General features: G+C 49.2%; 18 protein-coding genes. 5 read left to right on the top strand and 13 right to left on the bottom strand.

Annotated features, from left to right (window positions below; genetic code table 11):
- Positions 1-20: 20 nt before the first annotated feature.
- The 4 genes from J2T14_RS17505 to J2T14_RS17490 form a co-directional block, all read right to left on the bottom strand.
- Positions 21-332, bottom strand: a complete 312-nt coding sequence (locus J2T14_RS17505; RefSeq protein WP_307472735.1) for a hypothetical protein — start codon at positions 330-332, stop codon at positions 21-23.
- A 280-nt stretch (positions 333-612) separates the two neighbouring features.
- Positions 613-1,218: a hypothetical protein gene (locus tag J2T14_RS17500; RefSeq protein WP_307472732.1), complete on the bottom strand. Its 606-nt coding sequence runs from the start codon at positions 1,216-1,218 to the stop codon at positions 613-615.
- A gap of 22 nt (positions 1,219-1,240) precedes the next feature.
- Positions 1,241-1,918 (bottom strand): hypothetical protein, encoded by a 678-nt coding sequence (locus tag J2T14_RS17495; protein WP_307472730.1) that lies wholly within the window; start codon positions 1,916-1,918, stop codon positions 1,241-1,243.
- Positions 1,915-2,463 carry a sigma-70 family RNA polymerase sigma factor gene (locus J2T14_RS17490; RefSeq protein ID WP_307472727.1) on the bottom strand — a complete coding sequence of 183 codons (549 nt, stop codon included), beginning with the start codon at positions 2,461-2,463 and terminating at the stop codon, positions 1,915-1,917. The genes J2T14_RS17495 and J2T14_RS17490 overlap by 4 nt, the downstream gene beginning before the upstream one ends.
- Positions 2,464-2,611: 148 nt before the next feature.
- Between J2T14_RS17490 and J2T14_RS17485 the strand changes: the two genes are divergently transcribed.
- Positions 2,612-2,821, top strand: coding sequence for an alpha/beta-type small acid-soluble spore protein (locus J2T14_RS17485; RefSeq protein ID WP_307200073.1), 210 nt, complete (start codon positions 2,612-2,614; stop codon positions 2,819-2,821).
- A 135-nt stretch (positions 2,822-2,956) separates the two neighbouring features.
- Here the strand turns inward: J2T14_RS17485 and J2T14_RS17480 are convergent, their stop codons facing one another.
- Positions 2,957-4,375: an MFS transporter gene (locus tag J2T14_RS17480; RefSeq protein ID WP_307472725.1), complete on the bottom strand. Its 1,419-nt coding sequence runs from the start codon at positions 4,373-4,375 to the stop codon at positions 2,957-2,959.
- A gap of 218 nt (positions 4,376-4,593) precedes the next feature.
- On the opposite strand from J2T14_RS17480, the gene J2T14_RS17475 reads away from it, so the two are divergent.
- A complete protein-coding gene (locus tag J2T14_RS17475; RefSeq protein ID WP_307472723.1) occupies positions 4,594-4,935 on the top strand; it encodes a winged helix-turn-helix transcriptional regulator in 342 nt (113 codons plus the stop codon).
- A 67-nt stretch (positions 4,936-5,002) separates the two neighbouring features.
- Here J2T14_RS17475 and J2T14_RS17470 read toward each other — a convergent pair whose 3' ends face one another.
- Positions 5,003-5,578 carry an NAD(P)H oxidoreductase gene (locus J2T14_RS17470; RefSeq protein WP_307472721.1) on the bottom strand — a complete coding sequence of 192 codons (576 nt, stop codon included), beginning with the start codon at positions 5,576-5,578 and terminating at the stop codon, positions 5,003-5,005.
- Between the two features lie 219 nt (positions 5,579-5,797).
- On the opposite strand from J2T14_RS17470, the gene J2T14_RS17465 reads away from it, so the two are divergent.
- The 3 genes from J2T14_RS17465 to J2T14_RS17455 all read left to right on the top strand — a co-directional run bounded on the left by J2T14_RS17465 (position 5,798) and on the right by J2T14_RS17455 (position 8,845).
- Positions 5,798-5,944: a hypothetical protein gene (locus tag J2T14_RS17465; RefSeq protein WP_307472719.1), complete on the top strand. Its 147-nt coding sequence runs from the start codon at positions 5,798-5,800 to the stop codon at positions 5,942-5,944.
- 613 nt (positions 5,945-6,557) lie between these two features.
- Positions 6,558-8,513, top strand: a complete 1,956-nt coding sequence (locus J2T14_RS17460) for a PrsW family intramembrane metalloprotease (RefSeq protein WP_307472717.1) — start codon at positions 6,558-6,560, stop codon at positions 8,511-8,513.
- Between the two features lie 2 nt (positions 8,514-8,515).
- Entirely contained in the window at positions 8,516-8,845 is a 330-nt protein-coding gene (locus J2T14_RS17455; RefSeq protein ID WP_307472715.1) for a hypothetical protein, read from the top strand.
- A gap of 124 nt (positions 8,846-8,969) precedes the next feature.
- On the opposite strand, the gene J2T14_RS17450 is transcribed toward J2T14_RS17455, so the two are convergent.
- The 7 genes from J2T14_RS17450 to J2T14_RS17420 all read right to left on the bottom strand — a co-directional run bounded on the left by J2T14_RS17450 (position 8,970) and on the right by J2T14_RS17420 (position 14,462).
- Positions 8,970-9,440, bottom strand: a complete 471-nt coding sequence (locus J2T14_RS17450) for a DinB family protein (protein ID WP_307472714.1) — start codon at positions 9,438-9,440, stop codon at positions 8,970-8,972.
- An 82-nt stretch (positions 9,441-9,522) separates the two neighbouring features.
- The gene (locus tag J2T14_RS17445; RefSeq protein WP_307472712.1) at positions 9,523-9,858 is read right to left on the bottom strand and encodes a hypothetical protein; all 336 of its coding nucleotides are present in this window, start codon (positions 9,856-9,858) and stop codon (positions 9,523-9,525) included.
- Complete coding sequence (locus tag J2T14_RS17440) at positions 9,836-10,300, bottom strand: MarR family winged helix-turn-helix transcriptional regulator (protein WP_307205264.1); 465 nt, start codon at positions 10,298-10,300, stop codon at positions 9,836-9,838. The genes J2T14_RS17445 and J2T14_RS17440 overlap by 23 nt, the downstream gene beginning before the upstream one ends.
- A 515-nt stretch (positions 10,301-10,815) precedes the next feature.
- Positions 10,816-11,772: a hypothetical protein gene (locus J2T14_RS17435; protein ID WP_307472710.1), complete on the bottom strand. Its 957-nt coding sequence runs from the start codon at positions 11,770-11,772 to the stop codon at positions 10,816-10,818.
- 153 nt (positions 11,773-11,925) lie between these two features.
- Entirely contained in the window at positions 11,926-12,933 is a 1,008-nt protein-coding gene (locus J2T14_RS17430) for a phosphotransferase enzyme family protein (RefSeq protein WP_307472709.1), read from the bottom strand.
- 160 nt (positions 12,934-13,093) lie between these two features.
- A complete protein-coding gene (locus J2T14_RS17425) occupies positions 13,094-13,675 on the bottom strand; it encodes a CGNR zinc finger domain-containing protein (protein ID WP_307472707.1) in 582 nt (193 codons plus the stop codon).
- Between the two features lie 46 nt (positions 13,676-13,721).
- Positions 13,722-14,462 carry an MBL fold metallo-hydrolase gene (locus J2T14_RS17420; RefSeq protein WP_307472705.1) on the bottom strand — a complete coding sequence of 247 codons (741 nt, stop codon included), beginning with the start codon at positions 14,460-14,462 and terminating at the stop codon, positions 13,722-13,724.
- Positions 14,463-14,846: the final 384 nt, after the last annotated feature.

Genomic DNA, 14,846 nt, shown 5'->3' with positions numbered 1-14,846 from the left:
GCTATCGTTCTGCATAGCCGTCATTCAAGTCTGATCCAACGGCCGGGGATTCGAAGACTACCGATGGCGCCCCGCTCTTCATTCGCATACCTAATAATGATGTCGCTGCAGTCATAGAACCGAATATTGTTAGATAGGATGGTTACGCCGTCTCCCGGCGCAGTCTGCCCCGCTATGGTGATGTTGGACTTGTTTTTCAATATAATCTGGGGGGTGGTGATTTCTCCAGATATATCGAATACGATGGTACGAGGCGTGTCCCCCGCTGTCGTAAGCGCGTCATAGAATGTTCCCGGACCCGTAAGCTCATAAATTATTGTTCGATTATCCATCCCATTCCCTTTTCCGATACGTCTAAATCAATACTCCCGCCCCCTCTTCTTATAGTCACGGTCATCATAACCCTGGTGAAGAGGCGGCTCAATTGATACATCCTCCACCGGATGCACAATTCCGATAATTCATTGGAATTGAAGAAATTGTATATTCCGGCGGCGATCGGTTGGTCGGAAACGATAACTGGCTCACTGTCCAAATGAGAAAAAAGGTTGATCTCCCGAACGGGATGATCAACCTTTTTCTCATTCTAATCCGTTTCATACGGATTAGGGATTATTTCTTAGAAAGCTTCAGCTTACGGCTTGCGAATGCAAAAGCCGCCAGTGCAGCCGCCGCAATGACAACGATCCAGCCCGTCATCGAGCCCGATGCAGCGTTTTGAACGTTTGCTTCCGCCGCCGAAGTGCCCGTATCCGCTGCCGTTGAAACGGCCATTTCCGATGAATCCGCAGCCGGGGCATCAACGCTAGTCGTGCTCATTTCATTATCGGTCGCCATTTGCAGCGTATTGTTCAGCGTCACTGCTTGAACACCCTCGACAACCTTGACAAGCTCCGAGTCGAACGCCGCATTAAGATAGGCTGCTTTCTCTTCCGTGAAGTCCTGAATGCCGATTTCAATGAAATCGCCAACCGGACCGGTATTCGTCACTTGGATCCCTTTCTCGGCCAGCTCATCGGCATGGTCGACGAACACATAAGCATCGACCTTCGCATGCATTTCTTTCAGCTCGCTGCTTGCATAACCATCCGAATTTTGCTCGGCTGCATATACGGATCCAACTGCCGGTCCTGCAGCAATCGGCACGAGGGCGATACTGGCGGCGATCATTAATTTAGCTGCCCATTTTACTTTTACATGGTTTACCATCATTTTCATATTGTATTCCTCCTAGTATTGGTCAATTGGTTTTTGTTGCGGAGCCTGCGACGCTAAGCGCTTCCCCGCGGGTCAGATCTCCCATAATGGAATAAAGCCTGCCTTCCATCACCCAGTAGAGCACGGTATAGTCCTCCTTCAAGGAGTCGATATAACCGACCAGGTCGCCGATCTGGACCGTTTCTAAACCTGCGGTCGCGTCGGTTGCTTCTGTTTTTTCTACGGTGAATAAAAAAGCGCCGTTGCTGCCCGTGTAAGTGAAAATAAGCCTGTCGATAATCCCGTCCTTATCTCCAAATGCGCCAATCTCTTTCTGCAGCTGATACGATTGAGGGACTTCGGCCGGCATATACAGCTTCTCTCCGAACAGCGCTTCGGCTTCCGCGACGCTTTGCGGCGCAGGGGCCTCTATGATCTCTGGAGCAACCAAAAGATTAGTCGTATCCTCGGGAATCATATTCATTAATTGTTGCGAAGCCAGAACGAAGAGAATTGCCGCAGCCGCCGTCATGAATCCGATCGTCCAACGTTTGCTTCGGCGAACCCGTTTTGGAGTATCCGGCAAATCTTGCTTTTGTTCGGAATGAATGCTGTTTCGCACTCGTTCCTTCAGCCTCTCGTCAAACTCCATGCCGGCAAATAACGTTTCATCGGCTTCTGTCTTGTATGTTTCTCTAAGCCCCGGCTTCTCCTGATTCATGAATCCAGTCCCTCCTTTCGCAAGTAATCCTCTAGCTGCTGTCTGGCCCGATGCAGCCTGCCTCGAATTGTTCCCTCCGATGCGGCTGTGGCTTCTGCAATTTCTCTCGTGTTCATGTCCAAATAATAATACAAATAAAGAACCTCTTGATTTTGCTCCGACAGCTTCAGGACGTGCTTGAAAATCAAACTGTTGCTCATTCGCTTCAAAACTTCTTCCTCGACGCTAACCGTTTGGCCCCTTTCCATCAAGCCCGGATCGGTCGGCTGCTCGGCGTACATTTTTAAACCTGTCTTGTCGCGGCATAGATTTACGGTTATTCGGGTCAACCACGTCTTCACGCTGCTCTCTCCCCGAAATGTCGACCAGTTCCGGTAGGCCCGGATAAATACTTCCTGACTTATATCTTCCGCCATATGTGTATCTTTCATATAAAAATAAGCGGTTCGGAGCACGGTGTTCCCGTACGCGGACATCAGTTGCTCCAATGCTGCTGAAGGTTCCATGGAGAAGCCTTCTCTGTCGATTCGGCCGGCCAGCTTCACCGTTTCACTCACCTCCACCCTATTAGACGGGTTCAGAATCAATTCCGCTGCACGTTGCCGCAAAAAAATTTTGAAATATAATTTACGATGTATAAATAACCAATCACTCCACATAATAAATGCAATTCCAATATAGGGGTGAGCATACATGAGCAGAAGAAGTTCAAATCAATTAGTTGTTCCGCAAGCTAAAGCAGCACTTGACCGAATGAAATTTGAAGTAGCACAACAGTTTGGAATTCAATTAACGGAAGGTTACAACGGAAATATAACTACTCGCGAGGCAGGTACGATTGGCGGTAATATTACAAGAACTTTAGTTCAGCTGGCAGAACAACAATTAGGAGCAAGAAGGTAGTAAATGAAAAAAAAGAGCCCTCCGGAAATTTGGAGGGCTTTAGACTGTCGAGAAAATCTCGGCAGTCTATTTTTTGTCCGTTTATTTCATTACGCCTTATCAACCTGATCCTCAATTAGATGATGAACTCGTGCATTAATTGTTCCGTTGTACTACAATGCGCTTGCGAAGGCCGATTGCAGTGATGGCTGCACCAAGTACAGCAGCGGCTACCGGAACCCATAGAGCCGTTCGAAAGCCTTCCAACGTTGCCCGGGGTGATCCATCGGCTCCAGCAGCGATGATGCTGACGGCGGTGACTACTGAAAGACCGAGCGCTGCGCCGAACTGAATCGACGTGCTAAGAAGACCGCCGGCAAGTCCTTGTTCTCCTTCCGCGATACCATCCGTAGCTGCGATGGTGAGCGGCCCATAGGTCAGGGCAAAAGCGATGCCGGTAAGAATCATGGTCGGAAACATGGCCGCATAGCTCCAGTCGAGTCGAACCGGTAAGAACAGCGCATAGGACACTGCAGCAAGACTTAGCCCCGCCAATATGACCCTCGCGTTGCCGAATCTGCTCACAAGCCGTGGCGTGACCGTTGGTGCCAATATAGCATCGACACCTACAGCTAAAAGCGCAAGACCGGTCTCGAGCGCCGACCAGCCGCGGAGCTCCTGCAGGTAAAGGACTACGACGAACTGGAAGCCGAAGAAGGAGCCGGCTAACAGAACCGCGCCAAGATTGGCACGTACTAGCGCGCCCGAACGGAGGATGCCGAGCCGCATCAGCGGCGATGCAGAACGCCGCTCGATTACGAGAAAGGCTGCCAGAAACGCAAGACCCGCGATGAACGTTCCGACTGTCCATCCCCATTCCACTTCGGGCGCATTAACCGCCGTTGACACAAGGAAAAGCATCGCCGCCGTAATGGTAATCGCTCCGCCGAAATCGAAGCCGTGAGGCGAGCGTTCCGGGCTTTCCGAACGCGGGATGAGACGGATGGCGGCAAGCAGAATGATTAACGCCAGGATGACAGGCGCATAGAACACCCACCGCCAGTCGACCACTGTCAACAGGCCCCCGACGACAAGACCGAGCGAGAATCCGGCAGCCGCCGTCCCTGCATAGACCAAGAGCGCCTTGTTGCGCTTCGGGCCTTCAGGAAAGCTCGTCGTGATGATCGAGAGCCCTGCAGGAGTCATGAATGCAGCTGCCACGCCTGTCACGAACCGGGCGACTATGAGCATCCACCCCTCGGTGGCGAATCCTCCTATGCCGGAGAAAACAAGGAATATGCCGAGCCAGGCGAGGAACATCCGCCGTCTGCCAAGCAAATCTGCGGCCCTCCCTCCCAGCAGCATGAAGCCGCCGTAACCAAGCACGTAAGCACTCACTACCCAACTAAGTGCGCTAGTAGACATGCCTAGTTCGGTGCGGATCGACGGTAGAGCTACGTTTATCATCGATACGTCGATTCCTTCAAGGAAAATGGCGCCGCACAGAACGAAGAGCAACCCCCAAGATACTTTACCGCTCGTATTTCCATCCAGACTCGATTCTGTTTTCTTCATTTCGAAACTTCCCCTTTCAGATCGGCTTGCATCAAGTCATAATCGTGCCTCGACAGCCATTCATGACTTCCGATCCATTCGTAATGGTATAAGGGGATTATGTAGCATATAATGTAAATAAGGAAGAACGCACTTTATTGTGCTATAAACACCGAAAAGTAATATAGGTACCGAAAAGTACCTTTGAATTCACGTTTATAAACAGGAGGAAACCATTCATGGAACCGCAACCGAAGCGAAGATACATTATCCCGGCGGAAGCAACGATCGAAGTTATAGGAGGCAAGTGGAAGACGCTGATTTTATGCCACTTGTCATACGGACCTAAACGATCGAGCGAGCTTAAAAAGGCAATGCCGGACATTACGCAAAAAATGTTAACGCAGCAACTGCGGGAGCTGGAGGATGATGGAATCATCTTCAGGACGGTCTTCAATCAAGTACCGCCGAAAGTGGTCTATGAAATGACTGAAATAGGAGAGTCGCTGCAACCGATCCTGGATCAAATGTGCGAATGGGGAGAAAAATTTATTCAGGGGAAATTTTACCAAAACTCCTGACTCAGCGATGAGTGAATAACATAACAATGAGCCGGCCCACTACGTGAACCGCGCTCATTTTTTCGTTCTAGTTTTTAGCGAAATTCAATCCCAAATTATAGGCTTGCGCAAGCAGCGCTTCCGTATGCCCGGGCCTATCCTCTAATGTTTCATATAAAAATTCGACCTTTGAATTCGGAATCCCCGCATAGTTAGCCAAACCAACGTTGAGATAATGAGTGATCATTTTGTCATAACCCCTTTTCTCCAGATGTCCGGCAGAAGCAGCCGCCAGGCTTAGCCACAAAACATGTTGATGATGAAGTTTGCTTGAACCATACGCGAATCCGTTGTTCCATACGCGGTCAATATACCCCTTTAACATGGCAGGCATGTTATACCACCATAGCGGGAAAATATAAGCCAGCGCATCGTGCTTCTTCATTCGTTCGATCTCCGTCTCCACCTCGGGGGAGTACCGCTTATGGTTACCTGTCCAATCGGGCTCATCTGCTTCCCACAGTACAGGATCGAAGCCGCTGCGATGCAAATCCAATACCTCCGTCTCATGACCTGCTTCTTTAAGGCCTTGCGCGAACCGATCCGCAGCTGCGAAGGTCAGCGAATTTATTCTAGGATGCGCGACAACCGTCAGTACTTTCATTTAGGATACCTTCCTTCCTTAAAGTAAGAGTTTCAGGTTTCATTATGGAAGAGAAACGGTTATTAGAACAGTACGCACTTTTTAGTTCCGCAGGCACCAATCGGTGCCTATATAACCATTTGGTGTTATTATCACAAAAAAGTGCGTACTTTCCAATTCGCGGGTCTTCACCTAAACTTTGTTCGAAGTCATAACCAAACCTTTCAAGGAGGATTCATTATGAACAAGTTCACGGGAAAGAAAGCCGTCGTTACAGGCGGTACCCATGGGATGGGATTAGCGATATTGTTGCTTCCTCTCTTTCCGCAATCTGCGAATCCTATGATTTCTTCCTCATTGTTTAATGCGACAAATACAGTTATTTAAAAACTCATCAGAAATAATGTGTTTATGAGTAGATTTCCTGCTATCAACGTGAACCTTTGCAATACCTTTTGCATCCTCTAAACTAGCTTTTCTTATATACATTGAATCCCCTCATCCGCATAACGAAAATGAAAAACGCCCAGTACCAACACAGACGGATTGTCGCTCATGCTCACCATCCCTCCTGGTTTCGTATACCTAACACAAAGTGCTCGGACTTCTTCGTCATCCATACAAGAAAGAGACAGGTTAGCAATATGCCAACTGCCTCATCAAATACATATTGAACAAGTCCCCGAACCCGATTGGATTGGGAATAAAGTCCAATTTTCATTAAACTCTTCTTATTCATGATTCAATAACCGGATTATCGAGTATGATTTGGAAAGAGGATTTGCCGGCTTTAACGGGGAAAGTCTGGTAAGGAGGGATTGAGACGGATACGATATGGCGGATCCGAAACGGACTCAGAGACTACGCGGAAGCTATTTGCCAATTCGCACGAGAAATACCGAAGCGTTATCCGTGGCTCAAAACCGTCTATGCGATATGGTGCTGGCTGTCGCTGCTTCTGTTCATCGCGGGCTTGTTCTTTTTTCGCGATTCGCGGACGATGCTGGTGCAGTACCTGTGGTCGTTCTATGCAATGCTTCAGTTCTGGCTATTATGCCGGAGTAAAACCTTTACTTGGAAAAAGACCGCCATGTTCATGCTGCTCGGTGTCGTTCTCGTGATCCCGATTACGGCATGGACGCTTATGACCGCACACGGCTTGATCGGCGGCAAGACGTCGGACACCTGGTCGATCGCGGTGGTCACCCCCATCGTGGAGGAGGTATGGAAGCTGCTTCCTCTGGGTCTGTATCTTTTCTTCTCGCGACGGGCCTCATCGATGAGCCTGGGCGACTATACGCTGGCGGGAGCTGCTGCAGGCGTCGGCTTCCAGCTCATGGAGGAGCTGGGCCGCAGGTGGCTCAACTCCGGGATCATTGGTCGGACCTACGGTTACAGCACGACGATGCTGGGAGGAGAGACGATCCACTGGGATTTCTGGGCACTATTTCCCGGTCGGTTCGAAGAAAGCTTTTTCCCGAGCCTCATGACGGTCAGCCATCCCGTTCACACAGCGATGGTCGCTCTCGGCATCGGGATGGCCGTGCGCTTCCGAAAGCGGCTGACGAATGCGATCTATTCCCTGCCTGCGCTGCTGCTCGCCTGGTCGATCCTCGACCATGCCGCTTATAATGGTCAGTACTCTTTGCCGGACTGGTTTATGAAGATCCACGATTGGACCGGGAGCGGCTATCAAACGAAGGACTTTTTTCTGCTGATGCTAGTACTGGGGTTGATTCTGGATTACATCGCGCTCAACCGGGTAAGGAGCCTGCTCCCGATGATGGCGGGCGAACGGTTCATTGACCCGTTCACCGAGCTGCGGCATATGTCGGCGGCCTTCTTCCGGAGGAGGGAAAGATTCGCCAGCGTCATGGCCTGGACGAGGGAACGCCGGGAAATGGGATTTTCTTTGCAGTACGGCAATACCGAGGCCGTTTCCGTCCAAGAAGATTTGCGCGGCCGGATGCAGCATCATTACCGGATGGCGGCAGGGCTAAGTCTGATCGCGCTATTGATCGGTACAGGCCTGTTTGCGGGTTTCGCGGCCTATTGGCAGGCACCTGTGCAACCTGACGACAACGCTTGCTTCTCCTGCATGTTCGACTCGCTGCAAAACTGGTGGGACCGCCTCAGCTTCCGGGAAAAGGGAGCCATCGTGCTTGGGGCATTCGTCCTCTCCCTGCTGTTCGTCGGCTTCTGGCCGGCGCTCGGCATCGCGCTGACCGCGGCGAGCATCCCGGGAAGCGGCCATGAGATCGCGAAGAACATCCGCGATCCGAAGCGGCTGCTCACGCCCGAGAATGCCGCCGCGGCTTTGCTCGCACTCGCGCTCAGCCGCGTGCCTTTTGGCCGCTTGGCCAAAAAAGGCGAGGAGCGGCTCAAGGAATGGCTGGAGAAGCTGCTCGGGCGCCGGATCAAGCCTGAACCGGACGTTCCCCGCAAGACGGATGGGGATAAACCTGAAGAGAAACCCGATCCCGACGAGCAAGAGCAGGCTCCGCCGAAAGACTCTGACGATTACGTGCACTGGAGTAAAGCGAAGTACAAAGGCGTCGAACTGTACGACAGCCGAAATGGCGCGCTAGGAGAGTTCGACGGCATTGACATCGAGAACGGCATTTTCTATGAAGCCAAGTCGGCCGAAGGATTGAATCGCATTCATCCCAAAACCGGCAAGCCGCAGCAGACGCCGCAGCAGTTTACGGATAAACAGCTCTACCAGAAAACGCGAACGCGGATCAACAACTTGATCGAAAAGGCGGTCGGTACGCGGACAACGCCGGACGGAACATCCGACATTCCGACCTTGGAGGAAATCAAGGGAATCCGCAACTTCCAGTTCCAGCTTGACGGAGACACGCCGGAGCTGCGCGCCGCGGCAGAGAACAGCCTGAACCGTCTGCGTCAGGAATTCCCGGATTACACATTTACGATAAGATTTGGAGTGAAGTAACGATGTCGATTAGCGCTTTTATCATCGATCCCGAGGACGAATTCGAACGCTCGTTCATGCTGCCGGTTGCGACGGAGGCCTTTTATAAAATGTACTGGGAGCCGGCGGCCGAGGAGCTGGGACTCCAGTGGACCGCATTGTTCCAAGGCGGAACGGATGTGGAAAGCGAGGATGTGCAATCGATTCTGAAAGAAATATCCTTGTTGAAGGACTGGGTAGCTTCTAAAATGAGCGGCGACGCCCAGGAGCATATGCTTCGCAGGCTTGAGCTGCTGGAGAGAGAGCTGCCGGGTGCGTTTCGACGCGGGGACGCGGTTGTATATATCGGGTAACGCATGGCCGCGATCGGTTTTAACCGCAAATAAAAAAACAGTTCAACTTGTCTAGTTGGACTGTTTTTTTCGCTGCTGCTTTATATGTATTATTTGTGCAGCTTAATGCGGTGGTGTCATTCGGTTAAAATAATCCTCGACGAATGAGATTAGCCGTTACGGGGGCTTTGCCAACTTCCCTCGACCATACGGATAATTGGCCGATATGGTGGATTTCATGGGCGATGACATGCCGCATGACTTCCCCATATTTGAAGTTAACGGTCTCCCCAGCAGATGTTATTTCCGATAACTCTATCGATTCCATTTCATTGGTCCATGACATGACGAAAGGACGAACTTCCTCATGAAACCTGGCTGATAAATCCGTCACTTTCTGCAAGCTTGCATAGTCTTCGAACGGCTCAGTGAACTCCGGCTTCCCTTGCAGACCGGATATCCAGCTGAATTCCACATCCGCAATATGAAACAACGTGTGCAAAATGCCTCCAACCCCGCCGGTCCGCTTCTTGAGCAGATCTTCTTCGGAAACGTCTTGGCACCAAGCAAGCCAATCTTTTCGAACTTGCCAGTTATACTCGAATAACTTTAACATTTGTTTTGCCTCCTATTAAATCCCTGCATTTTGCACATATAACAATGTAAGGCTCTGATTTGTGACATCGGAAACGAACGACTTACCAACCAAGGTTTATTAAGGTGTACACGATCAAGCCGAATGAAATAATTAACGATATAACAGTCATCCGTTTCATCCAGATCGGCATACGCTTATGTCTCAACAACCGGTAAACGGAATAGAAAGACGTAATCACCGTTACAAGGATCATCGTTCTTCTCAGCCAGACAATCCCGGACATGGTGGCCATCATATTCGTTGAACCACCCATAATTAACAGAATCCCTGTGTGAAGCCAGTGATGGGAAGAAGCTAGAAACGATAGCAAAATCGAGGAAATAGAGGTTGCTACTGCCGATGCAGCATCATTCTTATGTGCGTGGCGATGATTCATATTGCTCTCCCCTCACTCTCATTAGTGAATCCGTAAATCGCTGTATTCCTTCATAAAACATCATTTGCTCGGTTTCAGAAAGGTTTTCAAGAATCTCGTTATAAAATTGTACCGACTGGTCACGCACTCTTCGAATTGTATTCGTTCCTTTTTCAGTAAGCTCAACAATAACTTCACGGCGATTATTCTCATTTAATTCCCTTGATACAAATCCGCCTTTAACAAGCCCATCAACCAATCGGCTGACTGAACTTCTCTCGAGTCGCAGCTTTTCGGCTAGTTCCGTAATCGTTAAACTTTGTTTCTCCAGTTCCTGAATTGCAAACACCTGGGATAAGGACATCGAAAAGCCGCAAGGCGTTGTTGTTTGTTCCAGCAGCCCGAACGATCTGATAAATTGTTGGACGGTATCTCTTAATAGCAAAACTTGTTCCTTCTGCACATGGCTCCACCTCCAATGGTGTATTGATCAATTGTTGTATTATACACGTAATATATATAAAGAAGTTCATTCTTGTCAATTAAAATCTTTCATCATCATCCCATTTCCATTTCCCGTCAATTTTCCAGCTGATGATAGCATCTACCATTTCGGTTTTGTCTGGCAAAGATAATCTTATTAAATCTTTTTTATGCAATATGCAATATAATCGTTTATAAATGGAATGGATGCAACTGATAAAAAAAGAGCAACCACTGCAATTGCTAAAATAATTTTGAATGTTTTTTTCAAGTTAACACCTCTCTCAGAATCCCCACCGAACCAAACATAAGCACTCATCAATTACGATTTTCTTTACTTCCTTCGTGAATAGTTTCATTAAGAGATGAATGAACCATTTTGTTCATACAGAAAAAAGCCACCGTTGCTTGCCGGCAGCCTCGTCCTAATGTTCATTGAGTCTAAGTTACCCGTTGCGTAATGGATGTTTATGTTTCTGGAACGCTTTTTACGGGTTAGGTCGATTTGGCGATAATATACCTGAAATTTTCGATATACGAATCCTTTTTTGCCTCTACACGCCGTAAGTGGTCGTAAAAACTATCAGCGAATTTAAAAACGTGGCCGTAATCCCACTCTTGATCACTATAATCTTTAGTCCAAAACGCGATCTCTGTCGGAAGCACCTCTGCGCGCGCCGCTCGTTGCAGAGGCATATGATCAACCGGGGAAACCAGCCTTATCGAATCTTCCGGTTTCACATGCTTGCTGCTGCGCAAAGCTTTAATCAGCTTCAAAACAGGTTGCACGCCTCTCTTGAAAAATGAAACATGGCCAAGGTCAAACAAAAGGTTCAACGCATGGGAGAAAGTCAGCATGTGCCCGATCAAGTCATGATGCGATTCGGCACGATAGATAATCAAGAATTCGGCTAATTCGTTCAGCACTAAAGTGGAAAGCTCTTTCGGATTCGATAGCGTTGGAAATCCGTCTTCGTCTGCAATCGGCATCCTCTTCACATCGGAAGCGGAAAACCCGATCCATGAGCGCCCCGGAATCGTCCTTTCAAAATTGTTAATAAGTCCGGTTATTCCGGCTATGTCGTCGGCGCTTCCCCAACCGTTAAGTTCCCGAATAGCCCTTAAACTTGCCGCGCTATAAATGACATTGTGGCCAACCCAATGGAGCTGATCGATCGTTTTATCCAACGCCCCAAGAATGGCTGCAGTCGCTTTCTCCGCATCGCACGCAGAGACGGAGCGCTCCTGCCGCGTGCCAATAACCTTGTCGACCATCCCTTTGGCTTGCATATTAATGAGTCGGGCCATATCGTGATTAAAGTCGTTGTCTTTAACAAAAAAATAGCTGGCAATAGCAGCCGCGCCCAAATGTGCCTGCCAAATATCGCCGGTTTCTTTTTTGCATGACGAAATAATCGATAACCCGTCCTTCAAAATGGTTGGATTCAACATCGTTTCAGCTCCTCGAGTTTTTTATGGTTAATACTACCAAAAAATTTCAAGGGAGACATCGGTAATTCAGGGTAGAAATCGCTACATCTTTTGTCGTAGGTCCTGTCGCTTGCCATACGTATAGGACATACCAGAATGATCTGACCGGATTAGTTAAGAGACCTCAAGTGGCTGGAACAAGAACGGCGCCCCGTCCACATAGGCTTTCAGTATCGCTTGTGCATAGGGCTGCTCTTCAATCAACCCTTCTGTCTCAAGCGGATTCTCTGCATGGAAGCTGTATGCCTCGATGATCGCCACGATGAAGAAGCACTCCAGCTTCGGAATGGCTTCGTCGTCCAGTTGTCTGATTCTTTCATATCCTTCGATGAAATAAGCTCTTTGCGATGGAAGCAGCCCCATGATCGACTGAGCTATGTCATAGAGATGATAGCCGAAGCCGCACCTGCCGAAATCGATGGGATACGGTTCGTCATCCCGAAAAACGACGTTGCCAATATGTAAGTCTGCATGGATCATCCCGTAGTTCCGTTCATGACTTGTGAACGTGCCGAGACGATCTGCCGCTTTATTGGCGGCCTTGGAGTACAACTCAAACGCTTCTTCCGAAATGAAATGTCTGTGATGCAGACTCAGATGCGCCCAGTCCCGATCAAAACTTTGGCTGCCCCAAGAAGGGCGCGCAAAGCCGGAGGATGGGCTAAAATCAGTGCTTGCCTCGTGAAGATTCGCCATCATCGCCCCCATTTTCCGGATTGCCTCCTCTGTTAATGCCCCTTTCTCCAAGCGTTCTCCCTCGATCCATCTCAACAAGGTCGAATAGAACCGCAGTCCGTCGCTTGTCGCCGCATCCGTCACGAAAGCTCCTTGCCGATTCGGCACGGCTGCGGGCAATATAAGACCCTTGCTCTTCATCTCCGACAACCATTCCAGTTCGGAGATGGTTTCCTCGCGCGGTTTGCCCGGTGGGTGAATGCGGAGCAAGAACTGTTCTCCCTCGTCGGTCACTATGCGGAAGGTGACATGTTCGGATACTTGAATGAAATGAATGGAACTCCAGTCTACTTCGTATTCCTGTAAGGCAATAAGCGCTGCTTGCTTTGTTTGCTTCAGCGTTTGGCACCTATTTGTCTCGGTATCGATCCGAAAGCCGGTATTCATCGAAAATCCCCTTTATTGACCGTTTTTCATCATTGTAACAGTCAAGAAGGCTGTTATCGCGGTAAATTTTCTATTAAACTGTATTTTCTCTGCCGGTGTTTGCTGCAGCTAAGACCTGTAATTTGTCGTACGTTTCCTTAGCTATAGATTTCATTTCCGTTCATTTACCTGATCGTTCTTTTTGTCTGGCGTAAAAATCCGCCGCCTTCTGGCGATTGCCGCAAAGGTCCATGCTGCACCAACGACGTTTACCGCTTTTGGACGTGTCAACGAAATGGAGGATGCAGGATTCATGCTCGCACTTCCGGATCCGTTCCGGAGGATATTGGGCAACCGTTTCGACCAGAGATTTCAATACCGCATAACTGATCCGGTCCTCTGAACTGCGACCTTCGTGGATTAGATAAGGTACGTCGTTCGACCGTTCCGTCCGAACGTCCACAATGAGCTCGCTTGACTTCTTCGCGAGTCTGGCAAATGTTTGATCAGACAAGCGACCTTCCCCGTGGAGATCGGTGATTGCTTCCAGGCAAATGTTTCGGAGCAATATTAGTGCGTAGTGAATTGATGCCTTGCCCGATTCGACTGTGAGTTCTCCTTCAAGCAATCCGTTCCCCTCAAGCCATTGCAGCATGTTACTCGGATCTTCAAGAACATCTACACTTTGATTGTCTTGCATAACGATCGTATTGGCCAAATTGATCCATACTGCACCTCCGAGTGTAATGGCCTTTTGTTCCATAAACCATTCTCCTCCACATTCAGTCATCTGTGATGCAGCCATGGCTCTACAGAGTTACGGTCTCCGTAGCCTTTATCATGCTGATGTTCACTTTTCCTTCCGAAGCTGCCGCAAGTCGGTCCGCAATGTCAGGGGTCTCATTATAGATAGGCGGATTTTGCATAGTTCCATAATGAATGGGCACAAGCCTAACGGCGCCGAGAATAGCGGCTGCAGCAACGGCCTGCTCGGGTGTCAGGCAAATGGGCTGACCGCTAGGCATCATTCCCGGCAGTCTAAGCACTGCACCGTTGACCGGTAAAAAAGCCGCATCGAACGGTCCGTAATTTTTGGCAAATCCCCACCAAAAGCCGTGCCACAGCGTATCCCCGCAATGAATAACCTTGCGTCCGCCCCCCTCAACGACCCAAGCAGACTGGACGTCTCCGAGACCATCAACGGAAGGAAGTGCAGTCACCTTCACATCGCCCCCGATCTCGAAAGACGTACCGACCGCCACGCCGTTTACGTTCGTCAGGCCTGCAGCCCGGGCGGTCTCCGCCACTTCATTTGGCACATAAACAGGGATCGCAGCACCATAAGCTTTGATAATCGCATCCGGGTCGAAATGATCTTCATGCAAATGAGTTATCAATACAGCATCCGCATTGCCGAAAAAGCTAAGCGGATACATGGGCTCATGAGCGCCGCCGAACTCCTCGAGAATTCGGGAAATCGGATCGATGACAATTACAATGTCGCCTTCTGAGATGCGGATACCGGCCCAAGGCAATCTTTGAATGATCATATACAAACATCCCCCTATTATTATAACTTGTATAATTTGTTTTTACCGGTTTTACGATGCAATCATATCACATGACCTATAACCTGTAAACACATTGTTTAAAGGTTATATACTATCATAAGGATTTACTATTAGCTGAACAGGCTCATCTGACCAATCTTCTGCCTATCCGCCATATGGCCAGACCGGTTGCCCACAGGATCAGAGCGGAGCCAAAGCCTGTTATGAACATATATGAAGCGACCTTGTGCTCCCCTAATGTGAACTCCGCAGGCACGAACAGCCACGTAACGATAGCGAGCAAACAAAGGAGCGCGCCTGTCCAATAATAAAGTCTGACTTGAAACAGAGGTGCCAACGGGAAGAAATGAACGCCGACAATAA

The sequence above is a fragment of the Paenibacillus harenae genome, from assembly GCF_030812415.1.
GTDB classification, from domain to species: domain Bacteria; phylum Bacillota; class Bacilli; order Paenibacillales; family Paenibacillaceae; genus Pristimantibacillus; species Pristimantibacillus harenae_A.
This window is presented reverse-complemented; position numbering and strand designations above follow the sequence as displayed.

Coding starts and splice junctions, on each gene's coding strand:
- J2T14_RS17505 (WP_307472735.1), bottom strand. CDS start 332: ATGGATAATCGAACAATAATTTATGAGCTTACGGGTCCGGGAACATTC.
- J2T14_RS17500 (WP_307472732.1), bottom strand. CDS start 1,218: ATGAAAATGATGGTAAACCATGTAAAAGTAAAATGGGCAGCTAAATTA.
- J2T14_RS17495 (WP_307472730.1), bottom strand. CDS start 1,918: ATGAATCAGGAGAAGCCGGGGCTTAGAGAAACATACAAGACAGAAGCC.
- J2T14_RS17485 (WP_307200073.1), top strand. CDS start 2,612: ATGAGCAGAAGAAGTTCAAATCAATTAGTTGTTCCGCAAGCTAAAGCA.
- J2T14_RS17480 (WP_307472725.1), bottom strand. CDS start 4,375: ATGAAGAAAACAGAATCGAGTCTGGATGGAAATACGAGCGGTAAAGTA.
- J2T14_RS17475 (WP_307472723.1), top strand. CDS start 4,594: ATGGAACCGCAACCGAAGCGAAGATACATTATCCCGGCGGAAGCAACG.
- J2T14_RS17470 (WP_307472721.1), bottom strand. CDS start 5,578: ATGAAAGTACTGACGGTTGTCGCGCATCCTAGAATAAATTCGCTGACC.
- J2T14_RS17465 (WP_307472719.1), top strand. CDS start 5,798: ATGAACAAGTTCACGGGAAAGAAAGCCGTCGTTACAGGCGGTACCCAT.
- J2T14_RS17460 (WP_307472717.1), top strand. CDS start 6,558: ATGCTGGTGCAGTACCTGTGGTCGTTCTATGCAATGCTTCAGTTCTGG.
- J2T14_RS17455 (WP_307472715.1), top strand. CDS start 8,516: ATGTCGATTAGCGCTTTTATCATCGATCCCGAGGACGAATTCGAACGC.
- J2T14_RS17450 (WP_307472714.1), bottom strand. CDS start 9,440: ATGTTAAAGTTATTCGAGTATAACTGGCAAGTTCGAAAAGATTGGCTT.
- J2T14_RS17445 (WP_307472712.1), bottom strand. CDS start 9,858: ATGAATCATCGCCACGCACATAAGAATGATGCTGCATCGGCAGTAGCA.
- J2T14_RS17435 (WP_307472710.1), bottom strand. CDS start 11,772: ATGTTGAATCCAACCATTTTGAAGGACGGGTTATCGATTATTTCGTCA.
- J2T14_RS17430 (WP_307472709.1), bottom strand. CDS start 12,933: ATGAATACCGGCTTTCGGATCGATACCGAGACAAATAGGTGCCAAACG.
- J2T14_RS17425 (WP_307472707.1), bottom strand. CDS start 13,675: ATGGAACAAAAGGCCATTACACTCGGAGGTGCAGTATGGATCAATTTG.
- J2T14_RS17420 (WP_307472705.1), bottom strand. CDS start 14,462: ATGATCATTCAAAGATTGCCTTGGGCCGGTATCCGCATCTCAGAAGGC.